We start from the raw sequence: 21,382 nt of genomic DNA, 5'->3' as shown, positions 1-21,382 counted from the left end.
ATTTTTATCTTTGGTTTTTCGATAGAACTCATTCTATCTTTTATTAAATCATCCTGTTAGGATGCTCTTATTTTAATATTTCATCAAGGAGCTTATTCATTCTTACCAGATCTTCTTTCATCACACTGGAATAGGGATCCTGCCCTTTTTTGATAAGATGAATTGCTTCATTAATCATTTCCATTGTTTTTCCGGTCTTTAACTGCAGCTTTTTGGCAAATTCATCATCTAAATTCTGGGTATCAATAAGAAAATCCATTCTTACCTTATTCAGGAAATATTGGGCTTTTTTGGCCATCATATCATGAAAATCTCCTTCCTGAAGATAAAGATTTCCAATGCTTTTTACAAAATCTAACGATGTATTTCGCAATGGTTCTATGACAGGGACAATTCTTTGTTTTCTCTTGGCATTAAAGAAGATGAAAAGGATCAATCCACCCAGAAATACCCACCAGGCGTACTTCAAAGCTGGATTTCCCAGTACAAATCTCATAAAGAAACTTGAAGATTTCGTACTGCTCTCCACAAACCAAAGGGTTTCCCTGTCCTGAAGATAAGAAAATACATCTTGTGTATACTTTACACTTCCGGGTTTCAACAGATAATAATTGGTAAGAAAAAGTGGTTCGCTATGAGCATATATATTCCCCTTTCCAAACTTCACCTTAATAAAGTTGGCTTGATCTGTATTTTTGTCTTCTACCGTTTTCCCGAGTACTTCAACGTTAGGTTTAATGAATGAAAATCCTCTACCAGACGGAAATTTATCCAATTTAATAAAATCATTCTGATATTTTGTATCGGTAAGTTTCAAGACATTCTGTTCTTCAAAGGAAATCTCCGAATCATAAAACCCGATGCTATCTGAAATTTCCTTAGGCATCCGGCTCACAATCAATAATGCATCTGAGCCTTTTGATACCTGATCCAGAATTTTCTTCCAGGATTCACCATCAATATCATTTTCAATAACAACAATATTGTGGTTGTTTTTTTTGTACTGACTGTAGTATTCATAAGGAGCCTGATCAATCTTCTTCAGATTGTTCTTAAAAAGATCCTTGGCTTCATTATTAAAAACAAACAGGCCAAAAGGAGACTTTTCATTGGTGTCAAAATTTTTACGCCAGTTGGTGGTTTCTTTTTTATTAACTTCAAGCAATGCCAAAATAACCATCACAACGATGAAGATTACAGCATATATTCTGAAAGTCTTATTCATGGTGGGTTAGATTATGGTTTAAATGCCTGATACTGATTTTTAAATTTCTGATAGCTCTCTTCTTCAATATTGAATTCTCCATACCAGACATAATCAAAAATGTAGGATAAATCGGAAAATTCATTTTTAAGATTCGGAGCTTTTAATTCTGCCACATAATCCTTATTGGTTTTCTCAGGATTCCAGTTGATTAGTTTCTTATCACTTAATTTTTTGAGAGCGAATAGAAATTGATAACGAACTGCTGAACGATAGTCTCCTGCACGTTCAAAATTTGCAATACTTTCAGGGAAATTAATTTCATGAATGTTTTCATGCAATTCCTCCACATTCAGATTCAGCTTTTTATTCTTTTTACCGAAAATAAAGCTTCCGTCTTTACCAAGAACATACTTAATAATAAAATAAAGTAGAAACCCTACCAAAAGGATGGCAAAAAGACGAACAATTGCAAGTGTAAACTCGGAAGATTTAGCAAAAACGGTCTCCCCGAAAATACCTTGCAAAATACGGTCGATCTTTCTCAATAATTTTTGCCAGAAAGATTCTCTGGGTTTTGATACTGAATAATCAAACTCATTTCCTTTATATCTTGAGGGAATATTTTCCTTAAATTCTTTTGGATACACCGTGTTTTCTGTAACCGGTTGCTTCATCAGTACAGAATCTGCACGAAGCATATTATGGTAATGACCTGTTGTGTAAAGAGAATCACCCAAATAATCATCCGCAGAGCCATCATCCTGAGCCTTAAAAAAACCAAGAGAGAAGAAAAGCAGTATAAAAATTAAAAATCTATTCATTGATTCCAATCGTGTCTATTTCTTCAAGTTCTACTTTCTGGTGAAGATCTGTTCTGCTGTCATAATACATGAATCCTGCGTTTACATACAACAGATTGGAAAGCAAGAATGAAAGCAGCATTGAAATTCCATAAAAGACAAAGAAAACAATTCCTACAGTTCCTGTAAAAGGATTCTGTTCAAAATTTCCATCCGGAGCAGAGGTAAGAACCGATCCATACACAAAGATCATAGGAACATAAGTAAAAATAGAGCTGGCAATGGATATCATGATAAACATAATAAATGCTGCAGCCCAGTATTTCCAATAGGGAGACTTTTCACTCCCATTAGGATAAGAAAACTGTGATCGTATGGAGTAACTCAGGCTTTCCCAAAAACCTCTCCCTGAATTAAAATAATCATACATCAGAAATGTAATCACGTTAAATAGGGTTGGATAAACAAGTACTATTAGGAAAAATCCAATAATAATAAATATCAGAATATAGGAAAAAGCGACAATAAATAATGCCAACGGAATTACAATAAAAGCCATCCCTAGGCATAGCTTGGCAATTCTCCCTAAATTCTTCTTAAAATCATCTAGGATTTCATCCGTTTTTATTTTTTCTGCTCCCTGTGCAATTCTTTTCAGATAGAAAACGGGATATAGGTAATTAACAATTGCCAGAATCATACAAAGCAAAAATGTTAATATTCCTACCCCAATCAGCATTCCTGCATTATTAGAGAAATATTGTTCAAAGTAATAGGAATCACCATCTAAATTTGATCCGAAAATCTGTGAAAAAAGTTCTCTATAACCAAAAATAAAGACAGTAACCATTAAGATCAACAGCAATCCATTGATCAAAAGATAGTTTTTAAAATAATTCTTTCCGTATACCTTGAAAAAGTTGAAGCTGTCACTAATGAAGGCTCCAAAATCTCTTTTTTTATAAAATTGTATCATTGGTGTGTTTATTAGTTTTTTTATTCACAATAGACGGATACACAAGATAGTAAAATATTACAATGGCCAATGAACCGAAAATAATCACAAGGTTTAAAATCAAGGGCATCTTTAAGGCATGTCTTGTTACATACCCCTCGATGATTCCCGCACAGATCGTGAATGGAATGGTGCTTAAAAATATTTTGAAAGAATCTTTAAATCCTTTTTTAAAGGAGTTAAATCTTGACAAAGTTTTTGGAAATAAAATAGAAGCTCCGAGAATCAATCCGCACATCGCTTCTACCACCATGGAAAAGATTTCAAATACCCCATGAAGCCAGATTCCTCTTGCGCTGTCTTTCAATGCACCATAATCATAGAAAAAATATTGAAAGGATCCCACCATTACACTATTGGATAGCAAAGCAAATAGAGTCCCCACACCTCCGGCCACTCCATACATATATAATTTGGCTCCTACTTTAATGTTATTGAAAATAATTCCTATTGTAGTTCCCCATGTAGTTCCACTCTGGTAAACTCCTACTGCATTATTATTTTTAATATTTTCAATGGTTTCGTTTACATAGCTTTCTCCAAGAATGATATTAACAAAGTCCTTATCATACATGGCAGAAAGCACTCCTATCGAAGTAAAAAGGATAAAAAACAAAAAAGCATACAGCAGATATCTTCTGTACTGATATACCAACAACGGAACCTCAGTTTTAAAGAAATAAACCAGTCTGTTCTCCTCTACTCTTTTCGTTTTATAGATTTTTTGAAAGATCTGGGAAGATAAGTGATTCAGATAAACAGTGGTATTACTTTTGGGATAGTAAGTCTGTGCAAAAGAAAGATCATTGATCAGGTTAATATACAGTGAAGACAGGTCATCAGGATTTTTTTTTATTTTCCCATCAATAACCTGTTCTATTCCCAACCATTTTTCTTTATTTTGTTTAATGAAATAAACTTCTCTCATAATTGTAAGGCTAAAATAATAAAAAATATGTCTCAAATTGCGATAAATACCTCACAAAATGTAAATATTAACTTTAATACTGCAAGTGTAGGAGAAAGAATGCTCGCCTTCATTATTGATCTTCTGATAAGGGTTGCCTATGTGATTATAGTGCTTTATCTGTTCTTCAATGTCTTTGATTTGGGGTATCTGCTAAATGGTCTTGATCAATGGTCCGTTATGGCTGTATACATTATTCTTACATTCCCCACCTACATTTATCCTGTTGTTTTGGAAAGCTTAATGGAAGGGCAAACGCCGGGTAAAAAACTAATGAAGATAAGGGTCGTAAAAATTGATGGCTATCAGGCGGGTTTTGGAGATTATTTGATCCGTTGGGTATTCAGGCTGGTAGATGTATCTTTTGCAGGGGTCGTAGGTCTAACTTCAATGATTGTTTCCAAAAACAATCAGCGGTTAGGAGATATCGCTTCCGGAACTGCTGTAATTTCACTTAAGAATAACATCAATATTTCCCACACCATTTTGGAAAATATTCATGAAGATTATATACCATCATTCCCACAGGTTATTGCCCTGAGTGATAATGACATGAGAATTATCAAGGATAACTATACCAAGGCTTTAAAAATAGATGACCGACAAATCATTCGTAAACTTTCTGACAAGATTAAAAGTATTCTGAAGCTGGAAATAGATCCTACAAAAATGACAGAGAAACAGTTTATTAATGTCATTATTAAAGATTACAACTATTACACTGGGAAAGATAATTAATGAATATAAAACGATCAATGGTTAATTTCACTTCTTAAATGAGTAAAAAAGACAACAAAATAAGCCATCATTTATTACTCACAATTTCGTATATTTATTAACAGTAAAGCCTTAAATTATGAATTTTGAAAACAATAGATCCGGAAACGGTGGGTTTCTTACCCTTAATAACGAAGTAAAAGAAGTTGGAAGATTGACCTATACCATTTTTCCAGAAGATCACAAGTTGATTATTTCTTTTGTACTTGTTCACCCTGAGTTTGAAGGCAGAGGAATGGGAAAATACTTAGTGGAAGAAGCCATCAGATTTGCAAGAGAAAACAACTGGAAAGTTTACCCTCACTGTTCTTACGCAAGATCCGTTATGGCGAGAATGAGCGATGTAGAAGATATTTTTTTAAAGAATTAAAACTTCATTCAGCAGAATATCTTCAATGTCATTGGGATAATCCACATCCAAATGATGATCGGAAGCTACCCACTCCATAATTTCCTGCAGATTTAAAACCTTGGAATTTGGAATTCCCATTTTGTCTAAGGCACATGCATTGCATTCCTGTTCATACTGATTATGGATAGGAATTACAAAGAGTTTCTTATCCATGAAAAGGGCTTCAGCGGGAGTCTCAAAACCTGCATTGCACAAAATACCCTCACATCCTTCAAAGTATTTTAAGTACTGTATTTCATCAATAGGAAATACTTCAACATTTTTCACTTTAACCTGTACTTTGCTATATTTTGAGAATACCTTCCACTCCACAGGAATTTTCCTTAGAACCTTAATGATATTTTCATCTGCAAAACTTGGAAGATAAACAAGATAATACCCTTTTTTATAAGGGTTGAGGCTTCTGATCTTTTTGCGGATTACAGGTTTCTTAATCTGTGGATGATAATTTTCAAAGTGAAAACCTATTTTTCTTTCGCTGGGAACATAATATTTCAAAATCATTTCACCCAGAAAATCTTTCTTTTTAGGTTTTGGAGTTTCAGAAAAACTCATTGATGCCTGATGACTTAATTCTATCATCGGAAGCTTTTTCAGCTTAGAAGCCCATCCGGTTAAAGGTTCATAATCATTAATGATCAGATCATATTTTGAAAGTTCAAGATCCTTTATCGTTTTGGCGGCCTCAATAAACTTATTATCAGTAAATGTTTTGCGATAGGATAAACCGCCTGTTTTGTTATACAGAAGAGAAATACCTCTGTGTTGGAAGTTAATGTCGAAATCAGCCTTTAATTGCGATTGATGTCCGCTAATCAGCGTGTCAACCGAAGCATGTTTTTTGAGAATTGGAATAATTTCCTGCGCTCTGGCCACATGGCCATTTCCAGTACCTTGAAATGCATACAAGATCTTCATTTAGGTAAAATTAGTTACTATTTTTAAAAGTGCAGAATTATCCATCTCCGGAATTTCCTCTGTTTCATCATCTTTCAGTAAGTGTTTATGTTCATCATAGTAAAAGATCTTCCATTCCTTATCATTGTATTCCAGCGCAGACAGATTTTCAATCCAGTCTCCGGAATTCAGATAAGTACAAGATCCTTTTTTATTAACAACCTCTCTAATCTGCGGCTGGTGAATATGTCCACAAACAACATAATCATAATGATTGTCTATTGCTAGTTCAGAAGCAGTTAATTCAAAGTCTCCAATATACTTTACCGCTTTCTTCACATTGTTTTTGATTTTTTTTGAAAAAGAGTATTTTTCCTTACCCATTTTTTCCAAAAACCAGTTCACAACATTATTGATGATGATTAAAAGATCATATCCCTTTCCACCAAGCTTGGCAATCCATTTGGAATGCTGAACTGATGCATCGAAAACATCACCATGAAAAATCCAGGTTTTCTTCTGATCAATAGTCAGACAAATTTTATTACAAACCTTAAGCTTCCCAAGTTCAAAATCGGTAAACTTACGAAACATCTCATCGTGGTTACCTGTAATATAGTAAACATCTGTATTCTTGGTAGCAAATGAAAGAATCTTTCTGATCACTTTCAAATGAGGTTTAGGGAAGTAAGACTTTTTGAACTGCCAGATATCGATAATATCGCCATTCAAAACCAAAATTTTGGGCTGAATAGAATTAAGATACCTCAGTAATTCTTTAGCCTTACATCCATAAGTTCCCAAATGAACATCCGATATGACAACTAATTCAACGTTTCTTTTCATCCGTATATTTTCAGCTTTTTTATTTTGCCGAATGAAACGCCTCAATGCTTTTTATGATATAAAAAAGTATGTCAAGGCATTTCATAGTTTTATACAAAGAAACTAATTGAAAGTTAACTGTATATGAATGCTATATTATTTTTTATATAGAGTTCATCAACTCTTCTGTGATTTCCATGTTGTGGTAAACGTTCTGAACATCATCGTCCTCTTCGAAACGCTCAAGCATTTTCATATTTGCTTTGAACTGTTCTTCGTTTACTTCTTTTGTATTGTTTGGAATTCTTTGTAATTCTGCACTCTTTGCCTCAATACCAAGTTCATCTAGCTTATGAGATAATGAACCAAAGTCTTCAAAAGCAGTTGTAATCATTACTTCTTCCTCGTCTTTTTCTACATCCTCTGCACCACCATCAATCATTTCCATTTCAAAGTCATCCCAATCCATTTTGATTTGAGCCAAATCGATTGTGAAAATACCTTTTCTGTCGAAAATAAATGCTAGTTCCCCATTCTTTCCAAGATTACCGTCAAACTTGTTAAAAACAGCTCTTACGTTGGCTACAGTTCTTGTTGTATTATTTGTAGTACATTCTACAAAAAAAGCAACACCACCCTGTCCGTAACCTTCATAGGTAACTTCTTCATAGTTTTCAGCATCAGCACCGCTGGCTTTTTTAATTGCTCTTTCAACATTATCCTTAGGCATATTAGCCCCTTTCGCGTTCTGGATACATCTTCTCAATGCAGGATTGGCTTCAGGATCTACTCCACCAGCTTTTACTGCTAATGCAATATCCTTACCTATTTTAGAGAATGTTTTGGCCATTTTATCCCATCTGGCCATTTTAGAAGCTTTTCTATATTCAAATGCTCTTCCCATTTTATTTTTTAAAATTTTCAACAAAATTACTTAAAAGTCCACAAAAAAAAAATACCTCCAATAAATGGAGGTATTCATTATTTAGAAAAATTAATTATTTTTTCTTTTTAGCAGCAGCTTTTTTCTTAGCTGGAGCTTTTTTAGTTGATTTTTTAACAGCTTTCTTAACTGGAGCATCAGCGTAATCTTTCTTAGCGATTGCATTCCACTCAGCATCGTTTTCAATAGCTTTTACAACTACTTTTCTGTCAACTTGTCTTTCAGCATCTGTAGCTTTAGCAGGAACAGTAGCTTTAGTAGCACCTACACCTACTGATTTAAGAGCGTCAGCATCTACACCTCTTGCATCTAAAGCAGCAACTACAGAAGCAGCTCTTTCTCTAGATAATTTCAAGTTGTAAGCAGCAGCACCTTTAGCATCAGTTCTACCTTCTAATAGATAGTGACCTCCATCTTTCTTAATGATTTCAGCAGCTCTATCTAATGCTCCTTTAGACTCAGCTTTGATTGAAGCTTTGTTGAAGTCAAAGAATACACTCTTGAATGTAGTTTCAACTTCTTCAGCAGTTTTAGTCTTAGGCTTAGGACATCCGTTGTATTCTGGAAGACCTGGAACAGTAGGACAAGCATCATCTTTATCTAAGATACCGTCACCGTCTGTGTCTGGCCAAGGACAACCGTTGTTTTCAGCAGGACCTGCTACTGTAGGACAAGCATCATCTTTATCGATAACACCATCACCATCAGTATCTGGCCAAGGACAACCGTTGTTTTCAACTGGACCAGCTACATCTGGACACTGATCGTCTTTATCTGGAACTCCATCTCCGTCAGTATCAGGACATCCTTGGAATTCTGGTAAACCTGGTGTATCTGGACAAAGGTCATCTTTATCTAAGATACCATCCTTATCTCTATCTCTGTTTCCGAATCTAAATAAGATAGATGCGGAAGCTTGCCAGAAGTTAGCAACTGTAGATTTATCACCTGGAGTTGATACATAGTCACCTTGAATACCAAGACCGAAGTTCTTAGTTACCCAAAAGTTAGCACCAGCACCTGTAGATACAGTAAAGTGATTAGCTTTACCATTCTCGTTACCATCTTTTCCGTTAGGAACAGATTCTCCTTTGTAGTCATTTCTTGGGAAAGCAAGACTAGTGTAATCATGTCTTAAGTAGTTGGCACCAACTCTTAAGTAAGGATCAAACCAAGACTCCTCGTTCCATAAAAGACCTGCAGCTTTCGCCTGGAAACCAATACCTGTCATTAGGAAAAATTCTTTCCCCATGTTGAATCTTTTGTTTTCAACATTACCAACAGAAGTTTGCCAGTCAATAACTAAACCTTTACCAATGTTTCTAGCAACTGTTAACTTAGATAACGGAGGTGTAATAGAGAAGTTGTTCAAATTGAACATTCTCTTCGTTAAATTATTAGCAGAGAACGTGTTACTGAATCCTGTCTGTGCTGCCTTGTGATTTTCCGCATGAGCACCAACTCCGATTAACCACGGGTTGTTGGTAGTCTGGGCAAAGACAGTAGAGGCAACAGTAAGCGCCAATGCTGAAATTCCTAATTTTAGATTTTTCATAGAATTAAATGATTAAATAATTGATAATGCAAAATAAATATAATTTTTCTTTATATACAAAGTTTTTCAAATGATTTTTAACTTTTCTTTAATATTCTGTCCAGGTTCCTTTTATTTTCTCTATCTTTTATGGCCTCCCTTTTATCGAAAAGTTTTTTCCCTCTACCAAGCGCTATCAGCACTTTTGCTTTACCTCTATCCGTGATATATAACTTTAGGGGTATAATAGTGTTCCCTGCATCCTTTAACTTTTTTTCAAGTTTCAGTAATTCTTTTTTGTGCAAGAGCAATTTCCGTTCCCTTTTTGTCTTATGATTGTAAAAAGTTCCTAATTTGTACTCATCAATCATCATATTTATAATGTATAATTCCCCATCAATAAACTGACAGAACGATTCTGTGATGGATGCTTTAGAGGAACGTAAAGATTTTATTTCCGTACCCGTTAAAACCATTCCGGCTTCGTATTCTTCAATAATCTCATATTCAAAGCGGGCCCTTTTATTTAATATACTAACTGTTTTTTCAATCTTCATCATTTTAAAATTTCGTTAATGAAATATATAAAAAATACGATACATTTAAAAACTTGACTATTATAATATTACAAAATACCCAAATTCTTTTCGTATTTTTGCGCCAAATTTACAAAACTATATGTTAACAGTATCTAACTTATCTTTACAATTCGGGAAAAGAGTTCTTTTTGACGAGGTAAATATTATGTTTACCAAAGGAAACTGCTACGGGATTATCGGAGCAAACGGTGCAGGAAAGTCTACATTCCTTAAAATATTAACAGGAAAGCAGGATCCGACAACAGGGCACGTATCTTTGGAACCAGGAAAAAGAATGTCAGTTTTGGAGCAGGATCACTTTGCTTATGATCAGTATACTGTTCTTGAAGCTGTTTTAAGAGGTAACAAAAAATTATTTGAGATAAAGGAGGAAATGGATGCGTTATACGCAAAAGAAGATTTCTCTGATGAAGACGGAATTAAAGCCGGTGAACTAGGTGTAATCTATGATGAAATGGGAGGATGGACTGCTGAATCTGATGCACAAACCATGCTTTCAAATGTAGGTGTTAAAGATGATATGCATTGGCAAATGATGAGTGAACTTGAGAACAAGGACAAAGTAAAGGTTCTTTTGGCTCAGGCTCTTTTCGGAAATCCTGATGTATTGATTCTGGATGAACCTACCAATGACCTTGACATTGATACAATCTCTTGGTTAGAGGATTTCCTTGCTGACTACGAAAACACTGTAATTGTAGTATCTCACGACCGTCACTTCCTTGATACGGTTTGTACTCACATTGGAGATTTAGATTATGCTAAGCTTAATCTTTATACAGGTAACTACTCTTTCTGGTATCAGGCTTCTCAGCTAGCTACAAGACAAAGAGCTCAGGCAAATAAGAAAGCTGAAGAAAAGAAAAAAGAACTTCAGGACTTCATCGCTAGATTTAGTTCCAACGTTGCTAAGGCAAAACAAGCTACAGCAAGAAAGAAAATGATCGACAAATTAAACATTGACGATATTAAACCATCTTCAAGAAGATACCCTGCTATTATTTTCGAAATGGAAAGAGAAGCGGGAGATCAAATCTTGGATGTAAAAGGTCTTGAAAAAACTAAAGACGGTGAACTATTATTTTCTAATATAGATTTAAATCTTAAAAAAGGAGATAAAGTAGCTGTACTTTCCAAAAACTCTTTAGCTATCACTGAGTTTTTTGAAATATTAGCAGGAAATGTTGAAGCAGATAAAGGAAATGTTGCTTGGGGAGTTACTACAAACCAATCTCACATGCCTTTAGACAATACAAAATTCTTCCAGGAAGATCAAAGTTTGGTTGATTGGTTAAGACAATTCACTAAGAATGATGAAGAGCGTCATGAAGAATTTGTAAGAGGATTCTTAGGAAGAATGCTTTTCTCAGGTGATGAAGCGTTGAAATCTTGTACAGTACTTTCCGGAGGTGAAAAAATGAGATGTATGTTCAGTAGAATGATGCTTCAGAAAGCTAACGTTCTTTTATTAGATGAACCTACCAACCACCTAGACCTTGAAAGTATTACGACTTTGAACAACTCGTTGTCTAACTTTAAAGGAAATCTTTTATTGGCATCTCATGACCACGAAATGCTTTCAACTGTCTGTAACAGAATCATTGAACTGACTCCTAGCGGAATCATCGACAGAGAGATGACTTATGACGAATACCTTGCAGATAAAAAGATAAAAGAATTAAGAGAAAAAATGTATTCTTAATCTGATCTGAATACGGAATAAAATAAAAAAACCTCAAAGCAATGCTTTGAGGTTTTTTCTTTTAAACAATAAATAAAATAATTATTTTGTAAGTTTTGCAGTTGGAAGAGCAACAGTTCCCGGATCTTTCCATAATCCGTCTTTTTCAGCTCTTTTCTTGATTGCCTGTGCTCTTTTCTCACTATCCGGGTGAGAGTTGAACATTTTCTCAAAACCTGTCTGTGTACTTCCCTGTGAAAGCAATGCTAGTTTTTTGAAAGCTGTATAAGCTCCTACTACATCATATTTATTAGCCTTCATGAAGTCGTATGAATAAGTATCTGCTTCAGACTCCTGTTTCTTACTGTGAGAAGCATCTAAAAATGCATTGGCCATCTTACCAACCTGGCTATCATTAAGAGTAGCTACTGCGTTGGAAGCCGATGAAGCCGCATCTAATGCCGCTGCTTTTAGATAAGCAGATTTCATGGCATCTTTTGTATCCTCATTTTTTACGTGGCCAATCTCGTGACCGATAACAGCTAACAGCTCATTATCTGTCATAATATCCATTAAGGATGAAAATACACGTACACTTCCGTCTGCACAAGCAAAAGCATTGATATCTTTTACTTTATAAACTTTATAGTTCAGGTTTAGGCCGTCTTGAGATTTGTGTTTTCCAAACAGTTTGTTCAGTCTTACAGTATATGGATCTTTTGGTCCTGCTACTGCATTGTTTTTATCCATCCAATCTACTGATTCTTTGGATAATTTAACGGCATCCTCGTTGGTAAAAGTTAGGGCCTTAGCTCCATTTGAAACTATTCCGGCAGCCTTACCAAGATTAATTTTTTGAGCATTGATCGAATTCACTGCCCCTAAAAGTGAAAGGCATACGATAATTTTTTTCATAGTCATTTAAATTTGGAGGACGAAGATAACCATTTTTCAACAATAATAAGGTTAAAAAAGTACACTCTATTTTTTTAATTTTAGAGGCAAAAATGAAAGCCATTTACCTTTTTACTATATTCTTCTTTTCTTTATTCGCAGGGCAGGAAAAAATAAAATTTAATATGCCTGATTATGAAGATGTAATGATGACCTCTAATACATACAACTTACCCTTTAATGTGAACTTCACCTCATCAACCTATCCAAAAAACTTAAAAAGACTTGAGCAGAAAAGCAATGGTGAATACCTTAACATTTTAGAGTATGATAAAAATGGAAATTTGATTTATAAATATTATCGACAATATGTAAGTGAAAACTGGAGCGGAAAATACTTAACCATTATTGAAAGAAATCTTTACAATGATAAAAACCAGCCAGTCAAAACCCTTATCCTACATTCTAATACCGGAGCCAGTTCAAATGAATATCATTATGACGCTGTAGGAAATATAATCCTTGTAAATAGCACAGGAATTCCAATAACCGGAGGCAATGAAAATGCCTGGAGATATATTGAAAACTTACTAAAAGCTGAAGATTTTGACAAGGATAAAAATATTCTGAAGCTGAATAATAAAAAGAATAAAAGTTCCTATGTTTTTGAATATGATTTTAATAAAAAACTAGTAAAAGCATTCCCTAAGAAACAACCTTCAAGTCATGATTTCCATGTTGTGTATCAATTTAACGACTCAAATCAATTGATGTCAAAGACTGTTTTAGATCAGGGTAAAATCTATTATGACAACTCTTATTTTATTGAGTATAAAGACAATAAAAAGATCGCAAAAGAATATGATGAGGAAAAGAATTTAAAGCAAACCACAACAGAATATCCTGAAAATAAATTCACTATCATCGAAACGGTTAATACTGAATATCAATTTGATCAGAAAAGAAAATATTTTGGAAAAACATTGATTTTTGATGACAGTTTTACCCAGAATAACAATGAAAAGACATTTGAAAAATATGATTTGGATGGGTATAATATTCCTGTAAAGATGACTTTAGAAAAGAACGGAAAAATAGATTCAACCGTTATTTTCACAAATAAGTACGAGTTTTATTAGACTTATTCCTGCTGTTTTTTTAAATCTAATTTGCTGATTTTTAAAGAGGCTTTTAGAACTTTTTTCCTTATTTTTGTGAAATGAGTCAAAAATGGATTTATAAGCCCGAACCCGATGAGGAAATTGTGGACGGACTAAGTTCGTCGCTTGGTTTTGGTACTTTTGAATCTAAAATTCTCGTTCTAAGAGGAATTGACAATTATCAAAAGGCGAGAGAATTTTTCAAACCAAACCTTAACGATATACACAGTCCGTTTTTAATGGCAGATATGCAAAAAGCTGTAGAGCGCATTGCCACTGCAATTGAAAATGGCGAAAAAATATTGATATATGGTGATTATGATGTAGATGGAACTACAGCAGTAGCCTTAATGTACCTTTACCTCAGCAAAATTGTTGAGAAAAAATATTTGGATTATTATATTCCGGACAGAAATTCTGAGGGATATGGGATTTCCACAGAAGGGATTGATTTTGCAAAGGAGAATGGTTTTTCATTAATCATTGCTCTTGACTGTGGAATCAAGGCTCTTGACATGATCAATTATGCCTCCAGTCTTGATATTGACTTTATCATTTGTGATCACCACCTTCCTGGTGACGAGATTCCCAATGCAGCAGCTGTACTTGATCCTAAGAGAAGTGACTGTAGATATCCATTTAAGGAACTTTCCGGATGTGGTGTCGGCTTTAAGCTTTGTCAGGGGTTGAATACTATCTATAAGCTTCCGGATGCTGAATTATTTGAGCTAACGGATCTTTTGGCAATATCCATTGCTGCAGATATTGTTTCGATGACTGGTGAAAACAGGGTTCTTGCTAAAATGGGACTGAAAACCCTTAGAAAGACAAGGAATCTTGGATTAAGACTATTGATTCCAGAGGATAAGCTTTCTCATTTTGAAATTTCAAACATTGTATTTGAAATTGCTCCTAAAATAAACGCTGCAGGAAGAATTTCACATGGTAAAGCCGCTGTGGAACTTATGGTTTCTGATAATCTAAAGCATGCCCACCAAATTGTTCATGACATCATGAACCTTAACGATGAAAGGCGTGAACTGGATATGAACTCCACTCTTTCTGCCTTGAATCAAATTATGGAATCTCAGCAGGAAACAAAGCACTCCACTATTGTTTATCATCCTGAATGGAATAAAGGAGTCATTGGTATTGTAGCTTCAAGGCTTATCGAAACTTATTATAAACCAACGCTGGTCTTTACAGACGGTAATAACGGTGAGATGGTAGCTTCTGCAAGATCGGTTTCAGACTTTGACGTTCATGAAGCTCTAGATATGTGCTCAGAATATTTTCTTAAGTTCGGTGGACATCATGCTGCTGCTGGACTTTCTATGGAGAAAGATAAGTTTGAGGCATTCAAGGAAAAATTTGAAAAAATTGTTTCTGAGAAGATCAAGGAACACCAAAAGGAACCATCCATCACGATTGATTCTGAAATTAAGATTGATGAAATCAACAGGGAATTTATTAATTTTCACAGAAAACTTGCCCCTTTCGGACCTCATAATATGAAACCTATTTTTACATTAACTGATCAAAAATTATCAGGATATGTGAAGACTATGGGAAAAGATAACAACCATATGAAGTTCTATATCAAGCAGGAATCTACGGGACGAAATATTGAATGTGTCGGCTTTAAACTGGGACAATTTGTAGAGGATTTTAAAAATAAAAATTTTGATATTGCTTTTACTCTGGAGGAAAATCACTGGAAAGGCAATGTAACTCATTATCTTAATATAAAGGATGTGAAATTTAGAGAATAAAAGGTTGTAGGATTTAGGTTGCAGGTATATCATAACAAATATGAAATTCCGTAAGCCTAAAAAACCTTATTCTCTGTTTATATTCTAAAGTACTGTTACCTACTACCTAAAAAAATGAAAAAAATCGGTCTATTCTTCGGATCTTTTAATCCAATACACATTGGACATCTTATTTTGGCCAATTATATTCTTGAGAATTCTGATATGGATGAGTTGTGGTTTGTAGTAAGTCCACAAAACCCGTTTAAGGATAAGAAATCTTTATTGAAAGATCATAATAGACTGGATATGGTACAGCTTGCTGTAAAAAACTATCCGAATATGCGTGCTTCCAATGTTGAGTTTTCTCTTCCACAGCCAAGCTATACGATCGATACCCTTACCTATCTTCATGAAAAACATCCTGATTATTCCTTTAGCCTGATTATGGGTGAGGATAATCTAGGAAGTCTTCACAAATGGAAAAATTCTGATACACTTATCAAGAACCATCATATTATTGTTTATCCAAGGGTATTTGATGGGGAAAAGAAAGATTCGGAATATCTTCAGCATGAGAATATATCTCTGATAAAAGCTCCTGTGATAGAACTTTCCGCTACTGAAATCCGTACCATGATTAAAGATGGTAAGAATGTAAGACCTATGCTGCCACCTGAAGTTTTTGAATATTTGGATGGAAGTAATTTTTATAAGTAATTTTGCCAATCAGAAATGAGAGGACAAAACAAAAAGCCAGAGAAAGACTCTTACTTTTAACTCTCACCTCATACCTTAAGAAATGGACTTCATCGAAAAATTTTTCTCAAAATATTCTCAGGAAAAAGTTATCAAATGGTTTAAGCAGATATGTCTTGCAGAAGCTATTTCATGTCTTTTGTTGTACTGTGTTGCGATGATTTGGATCCGCTATGATGAAAATTTATACTCTATTATCTTCATCAGCGTTATTGGTAGTTTACACGGGTTATTTTTCACCCTTTATCTTATACTCTGCCTTCCTTCAAGAAAAATTTATAATTGGGATGATGAAGATTTTGTTTTCGCTTTATTAGCTGCGTTTTTCCCATTTGCAACCATTTGGGTTGATAAAAAACTGGCTAAGTTCGACAGAGAATAATTTATTTTTTCATAAAATTTCATGTTTTGCTGTAACAAAATTATTGTTACAGTTGTCTTATTATACAGAAAGGTCAAACAATCAATAATTTAATTTAAAATTTTACACACTGATAATCAATTAGTTATAGCAATTTAAAAACATTTTTAAGTACTTTGTATTGCATGATACTAAATTTATTACATATCTTTGTAATGTAAAATAACAAACCATACAAGCTATTAACAATTAAAAAATAACAATCATGAAAACTCAAATTCTTATTGCAGCCCTATTTTTCAGTGGATTTGTTACTGCCCAGCAGAAAAAAGACAGTGTAAAAGTGAATGCTATTGATGCAGTAAATATCAAGAAGCAGGTTTTCAAAAAACAAGGTGACCGTTTGGTGTATGATGTGGCATCCTCTCCTATTGCTAAGGGAACTAATACGTTTACTCTGCTAAAGCAAACTCCAATGATCTCTAGTGTAGATGGAAAAACATTGAAGATTTTGGGTAAATCAGATGCTGTTATCTATATCAACAATAAAAAAACGAATATGGATGCTGAAGCATTGATTGAAATGCTAAAGTCTACTCCATCAGAAGATATTCAGAAAATTGAGGTAATTACTGTTCCGGGAAGTGAATTTCAGGTTGAATCTAAGGAAGGAGTTATCAATATTGTTATGAAAAAGAGCAGAAACAATGGCTACAATGGAACTATGAAAATGCAGAATGAACATGGTTATTATAATAATCCCTCGGCTGGGGCATCATTCAACTTCAGACAAGGAAAATGGTCCGGAAACTCAAATGTAAGAATAGGAAGCTGGACGGACAGAGAAAAATACAGATTATCCAACGGAGATCCTACGTTCAGAAATGAGTCTTATGGTTACAATGCTGACCCTAATAATAACTATGGAGGAGGTATTAATCTTGATTATGAGATCAACAAAAAGCAGAGTTTGGGACTATCTTACAATATGAGATACAATAAAAGCTTCAACTCTGTACTAGAGATGATGAACTGGCAAGATGGAGTTTTAACAAACAGAACGATTAATAATGAAAATGCACAAACAAGAAATCATTCTTTTAATTTAAATTATGAAATAAAGACTGACTCTTTGGGAAGTAAACTTACATCCAATGTTTCCTATTTGTGGTTCAACAGGGATAAAGTGAGTTTTAATGAAAGTTTTCCATTGTATGAGGATGAGAACAACAAGTATTCAGCTTTACATCAATCAGTACCACAGATCATTAATAACTATGCTGCCAATATTGATTATTTAAAAAAGACGGCTAAGGGTGCAACATGGCTGATGGGAGTTAGTTACAATCATACCAACACCGATAATGATACCAGACAGGATGTTTTTAATGGAACCAATTTCGTTGATAATCCAGCACAAACCAATCACTTCATTTATAAGGAACAAATTCTGGGAGCCTACATCAATTATGAAAGAAAGCTTACTGAAAAAATTTCCGGAAAAGCAGGACTTCGATATGAAATGACTAAAAGTACGGGAGATATTCTTGGAAAAACAGGATTTGAAAGAAATTACAACAACCTGTTACCTTATCTAAACCTAAACTACGCCATCAGTTCTGATCATAATTTAAGTTATACATTCTCCAGCAGAATCAGAAGACCAAGATTCTGGGAACTGAACCCATCAAGAATGTACTTCACTCCTACCAACTATACGCAGAATAACCCTTTTATATTGGCTTCAAAGTTCTACAATCAGGAGCTTAATTATATGTACAAGAATGCATTTTATGCCAATCTTAGTTTTACAATGATAGACGATGCTTCAAGCCAGCTTCCATTAAGAGGAACTTTAACCCGATCTAAAGTGGATGAAAACGGAAATCCTTTTACAGAAAAAATAAAGTTTCTGCGATATATAAGAACCAACTATGGCAACAGCAGAGAATTAGGATTAACATTAGGAATGAACAAATCCTGGTTTAAAGATATCTGGACCACCAATTACTCTGTCAACCTTGGATATACAACATTCAACGGTAGTGTAACAAAGGATCCTACCTCTATACCGGAGCCTGGGGAAACAGAAGAATTGGAAGCCTATGTTCTTGATATTAAAAACTACAATATGAGCGCTACGCTTAATAATAACATCCGCCTTTCTTCCAAAAAGGATTGGTTCTTGGGAGTTAATTATTTCATAGCCAGTAGAGCTGCCACAGAAGGTGGAATGATGGGAGTAAGACAAAGCCTGGATTTTAGCATAAAAAAAATAGTCGGAGACTGGACCGTGTTGGTAGAACTATATGATGTTTTCAATCAGAATTTCTATAAAATTGAAGGAGTACAACCACACGGAAGTTATAACAACGTAACCAATTTCAATTATCCAAGATTATTTAGCGTTGGGGTAACCTATAATTTTGGAAATCAGAAACTGAAAAAAGCAAGGGAAATGAAATCAGCTAATGATGCTGTAAAATCAAGAACCTAATCTATAAAAACTTATCTCACTTAACCACTCTTAAAAAAACAAACATGAAACGTATACTTTTGTCAATAGCTGTCATATTCGGTACCTGCGCCTTTGCTCAGGAAAAGAAATCAGACACGGCAAAAACTAAAAATATAGAAGGGGTAACCATCACCAAACAGGTATTCAAAAAGCAAAGCGACCGCTTTGTATATGATGTTGCGGCTTCTCCTGTAGCAAAGGGAAATACTACTTTTGATCTTCTGAAACAAACACCATTATTATCTTCCACTGATGATAAAACATTAAAAATTGCGGGGAAAAACAATGTATTAATTTACATCAACGGAAGAAAATCTAATATGGATGCTGAATCACTGGCACAATTCCTTAAAAATACTCCGGCAGAGAACATTCAGAAAATTGAGGTAATTACCGTTCCGGGAAGTGAGTTTCAGGTGGAATCTTCTGATGGAATCATCAACATTGTTTTAAAGAAAAAAATGAGTGATGGCCTTAACGGGAACATGAGGTTCTCCAATACTCAAAGTAAATATAACGCCAGCCAGGCAAGTTTCTCTGCCAACTATAGAAAAGATAAGCTGGGAATTAGTGCTAACCTCAGCGGCGGGGAAAATATTCAGGCGCAAACCTATACTTTAAGAAACAGTAGTGATAGCGCTTCGAATGAATCAACCGGTGATATCAATGATCCAAACAAAAATATTGGTGGTTATCTGAACATTGATTACCAGTTGAATGACAACAGCAACTTAGCTTTATCCTGGAATACCTGGGCTAACAAGAGCTATAATTCTACAGTAAGCCTTTTTAATACAATTATTAATAAAGATGGGACTAATTATACATGGTCTAAAAACAAAGAGGATTCTAGAAGCTATAATAACTCTCTTAACTTAAACTATGAATTAAAAACAGACTCATTGGGAAGTAAACTGAATGTAAATGCAGCTTATCTGAATTATAAAAGATTTCAGTTTACAGACAATATCACCTATAAATCTGATATCAACAGAAATTTAGGAGCAAAATCTATTCAGATGTTTCAGGACCTTCCGCAGATCATTAACAATTTCTCCGGAATGGTAGATTACATCCAGAAATTTAAAAATGACCTTACTATTTCTGTAGGTGGAAATTATAACAAAACCAAAACGGATAATGATACTAAAAGTGACACTTATTTTATTGATCCTGAAAAAGCCCCAAAATTAGCACCTAACCACTTTATTTATGATGAGAACATTTATGGTTTTTATGTAACTGCTGAAAAGAAGTTTTCAGATAAATTTTCAGGGAAAATTGGGGCGAGATATGAGATTACCAATAGCTTAGGTACTTCAGACAACCCACCAACAGAAACGCTTAAAAGGATTGAAAGAAACTATAATAATCTCCTTCCCTATATGAGTCTTAATTATGCTATCAACGATAAAAACAATATCTCCTATTCCTTTTCAAGCAGAATGAAAAGACCTAGTTTCTGGGAAATAAATCCGGTAGTAAATAAGCTGACTGATGACAATTATACTCAAAACAACCCTTTTGTAAAGGCTTCGTCTACTTACAATCAGGAACTGACTTATATGTATAAAAACTCTTATTTTGTAGTTTTAAACCATTCTTATATTAAAGATGCCATCACTCAGGTTCCGTTACAAGGCTATCCCGAGAAGCCTAATGGAGAGCTAGGAGAAAATCTTGCCTTAAGATACATCAGAACCAATTTTGGAGATAAGCAGGAAATGTCTGCCATGGTAGGAATCCAGAAATCATTCTTCAAACAATACTGGACTACAAATTTCAGTATCGGAGTTCAACATAACAGAAACAATGGAAGTCTGGATATGGATCCCACTACCGGGGACCGTTTTAGAAATGAGAAAGGAGAATTTGTAACCTACATCAATAAGACAAACTCTACCAGTATTTTGATCCAAACTAACAATACGATCCGTCTTGATAAAGCGAAAACATGGTTCTTTGGGGTTAACTTTTTCTACATAGACAAGCAACAGATAGAACTGGGTATGCTACGAGGTTTATCAAGCTTAGATCTTAGCATCAAGAAAAACTGGAACGACTGGACTTTTGCAGTGAATGTAAATGATGTCTTAAGAACCAATATTGTAGTCATTGATGATATCCAAGACAATGGAAACAAAAATTATATTCACCAGAATCAATACCCAAGAAGCTTAACGGTAAGTCTTACTTACAACTTCGGAAACAAAAAACTGAAAAAGGTAAGAGACATTGAGGGGGCTTCCGATTCTATCAAGAGCAGAACAAAGTAAAACAAC

Annotated in this window: 19 protein-coding genes; 9 read left to right on the top strand and 10 right to left on the bottom strand. The window is 34.4% G+C overall.

Annotated elements, in window-relative coordinates; all coding sequences use genetic code 11:
- Positions 1-67: 67 nt before the first annotated feature.
- The 4 genes from EG359_RS17005 to EG359_RS16990 are packed head-to-tail and all read right to left on the bottom strand — an operon-like array spanning position 68 to position 3,950.
- The gene (locus EG359_RS17005) at positions 68-1,225 is read right to left on the bottom strand and encodes a hypothetical protein (RefSeq protein WP_076353303.1); all 1,158 of its coding nucleotides are present in this window, start codon (positions 1,223-1,225) and stop codon (positions 68-70) included.
- 11 nt (positions 1,226-1,236) lie between these two features.
- Positions 1,237-2,028 carry a DUF4129 domain-containing protein gene (locus EG359_RS17000; protein ID WP_076353302.1) on the bottom strand — a complete coding sequence of 264 codons (792 nt, stop codon included), beginning with the start codon at positions 2,026-2,028 and terminating at the stop codon, positions 1,237-1,239.
- Positions 2,021-2,983 (bottom strand): DUF4013 domain-containing protein, encoded by a 963-nt coding sequence (locus EG359_RS16995; RefSeq protein ID WP_076353301.1) that lies wholly within the window; start codon positions 2,981-2,983, stop codon positions 2,021-2,023. The genes EG359_RS17000 and EG359_RS16995 overlap by 8 nt, the downstream gene beginning before the upstream one ends.
- Positions 2,967-3,950, bottom strand: coding sequence for a stage II sporulation protein M (locus EG359_RS16990; RefSeq protein WP_076353300.1), 984 nt, complete (start codon positions 3,948-3,950; stop codon positions 2,967-2,969). The genes EG359_RS16995 and EG359_RS16990 overlap by 17 nt, the downstream gene beginning before the upstream one ends.
- A gap of 27 nt (positions 3,951-3,977) precedes the next feature.
- Here EG359_RS16990 and EG359_RS16985 point away from each other — a divergent pair, with 27 nt between their 5' ends.
- Together EG359_RS16985 and EG359_RS16980 are read left to right on the top strand one after the other, a co-directional pair.
- Positions 3,978-4,727: an RDD family protein gene (locus tag EG359_RS16985; RefSeq protein WP_076353299.1), complete on the top strand. Its 750-nt coding sequence runs from the start codon at positions 3,978-3,980 to the stop codon at positions 4,725-4,727.
- 118 nt (positions 4,728-4,845) lie between these two features.
- Complete coding sequence (locus EG359_RS16980; RefSeq protein WP_076353298.1) at positions 4,846-5,136, top strand: GNAT family N-acetyltransferase; 291 nt, start codon at positions 4,846-4,848, stop codon at positions 5,134-5,136.
- Here the strand turns inward: EG359_RS16980 and EG359_RS16975 are convergent.
- The 5 genes from EG359_RS16975 to smpB all read right to left on the bottom strand — a co-directional run bounded on the left by EG359_RS16975 (position 5,125) and on the right by smpB (position 9,934).
- Entirely contained in the window at positions 5,125-6,096 is a 972-nt protein-coding gene (locus EG359_RS16975) for a glycosyltransferase family protein (RefSeq protein WP_076353297.1), read from the bottom strand. The genes EG359_RS16980 and EG359_RS16975 overlap by 12 nt on opposite strands.
- Positions 6,097-6,921: a UDP-2,3-diacylglucosamine diphosphatase gene (locus EG359_RS16970; RefSeq protein WP_076353296.1), complete on the bottom strand. Its 825-nt coding sequence runs from the start codon at positions 6,919-6,921 to the stop codon at positions 6,097-6,099.
- 142 nt (positions 6,922-7,063) lie between these two features.
- Positions 7,064-7,804: a YebC/PmpR family DNA-binding transcriptional regulator gene (locus EG359_RS16965; protein ID WP_076353295.1), complete on the bottom strand. Its 741-nt coding sequence runs from the start codon at positions 7,802-7,804 to the stop codon at positions 7,064-7,066.
- A gap of 94 nt (positions 7,805-7,898) precedes the next feature.
- On the bottom strand, positions 7,899-9,398 hold the full coding sequence (locus tag EG359_RS16960) for an OmpA family protein (protein ID WP_076353294.1): 1,500 nt from the start codon (positions 9,396-9,398) through the stop codon (positions 7,899-7,901).
- A gap of 77 nt (positions 9,399-9,475) precedes the next feature.
- The gene (gene smpB, locus EG359_RS16955) at positions 9,476-9,934 is read right to left on the bottom strand and encodes an SsrA-binding protein SmpB (RefSeq protein WP_076353463.1); all 459 of its coding nucleotides are present in this window, start codon (positions 9,932-9,934) and stop codon (positions 9,476-9,478) included.
- 121 nt (positions 9,935-10,055) lie between these two features.
- On the opposite strand from smpB, the gene EG359_RS16950 reads away from it, so the two are divergent.
- Positions 10,056-11,678 carry an ABC-F family ATP-binding cassette domain-containing protein gene (locus EG359_RS16950; RefSeq protein ID WP_076353293.1) on the top strand — a complete coding sequence of 541 codons (1,623 nt, stop codon included), beginning with the start codon at positions 10,056-10,058 and terminating at the stop codon, positions 11,676-11,678.
- A gap of 81 nt (positions 11,679-11,759) precedes the next feature.
- On the opposite strand, the gene EG359_RS16945 is transcribed toward EG359_RS16950, so the two are convergent.
- Entirely contained in the window at positions 11,760-12,572 is an 813-nt protein-coding gene (locus EG359_RS16945; protein ID WP_076353461.1) for a M48 family metallopeptidase, read from the bottom strand.
- Between the two features lie 92 nt (positions 12,573-12,664).
- Between EG359_RS16945 and EG359_RS16940 the strand changes: the two genes are divergently transcribed.
- The 6 genes from EG359_RS16940 to EG359_RS16915 all read left to right on the top strand — a co-directional run bounded on the left by EG359_RS16940 (position 12,665) and on the right by EG359_RS16915 (position 21,376).
- Positions 12,665-13,690 (top strand): hypothetical protein, encoded by a 1,026-nt coding sequence (locus EG359_RS16940; protein ID WP_076353292.1) that lies wholly within the window; start codon positions 12,665-12,667, stop codon positions 13,688-13,690.
- 80 nt (positions 13,691-13,770) lie between these two features.
- Positions 13,771-15,483: a single-stranded-DNA-specific exonuclease RecJ gene (recJ, locus tag EG359_RS16935; RefSeq protein ID WP_076353291.1), complete on the top strand. Its 1,713-nt coding sequence runs from the start codon at positions 13,771-13,773 to the stop codon at positions 15,481-15,483.
- A 114-nt stretch (positions 15,484-15,597) separates the two neighbouring features.
- Positions 15,598-16,182, top strand: a complete 585-nt coding sequence (gene nadD / locus EG359_RS16930) for a nicotinate (nicotinamide) nucleotide adenylyltransferase (protein ID WP_076353290.1) — start codon at positions 15,598-15,600, stop codon at positions 16,180-16,182.
- 82 nt (positions 16,183-16,264) lie between these two features.
- Positions 16,265-16,603: a DUF3817 domain-containing protein gene (locus EG359_RS16925; protein WP_076353289.1), complete on the top strand. Its 339-nt coding sequence runs from the start codon at positions 16,265-16,267 to the stop codon at positions 16,601-16,603.
- Positions 16,604-16,847: 244 nt separating this feature from the next.
- Positions 16,848-19,079, top strand: coding sequence for an outer membrane beta-barrel family protein (locus tag EG359_RS16920; protein ID WP_076353288.1), 2,232 nt, complete (start codon positions 16,848-16,850; stop codon positions 19,077-19,079).
- Between the two features lie 44 nt (positions 19,080-19,123).
- Positions 19,124-21,376, top strand: coding sequence for a TonB-dependent receptor domain-containing protein (locus tag EG359_RS16915; RefSeq protein WP_076353287.1), 2,253 nt, complete (start codon positions 19,124-19,126; stop codon positions 21,374-21,376).
- Positions 21,377-21,382: the final 6 nt, after the last annotated feature.

This window comes from Chryseobacterium joostei (genome assembly GCF_003815775.1).
GTDB lineage: Bacteria > Bacteroidota > Bacteroidia > Flavobacteriales > Weeksellaceae > Chryseobacterium > Chryseobacterium joostei.
This window is presented reverse-complemented; position numbering and strand designations above follow the sequence as displayed.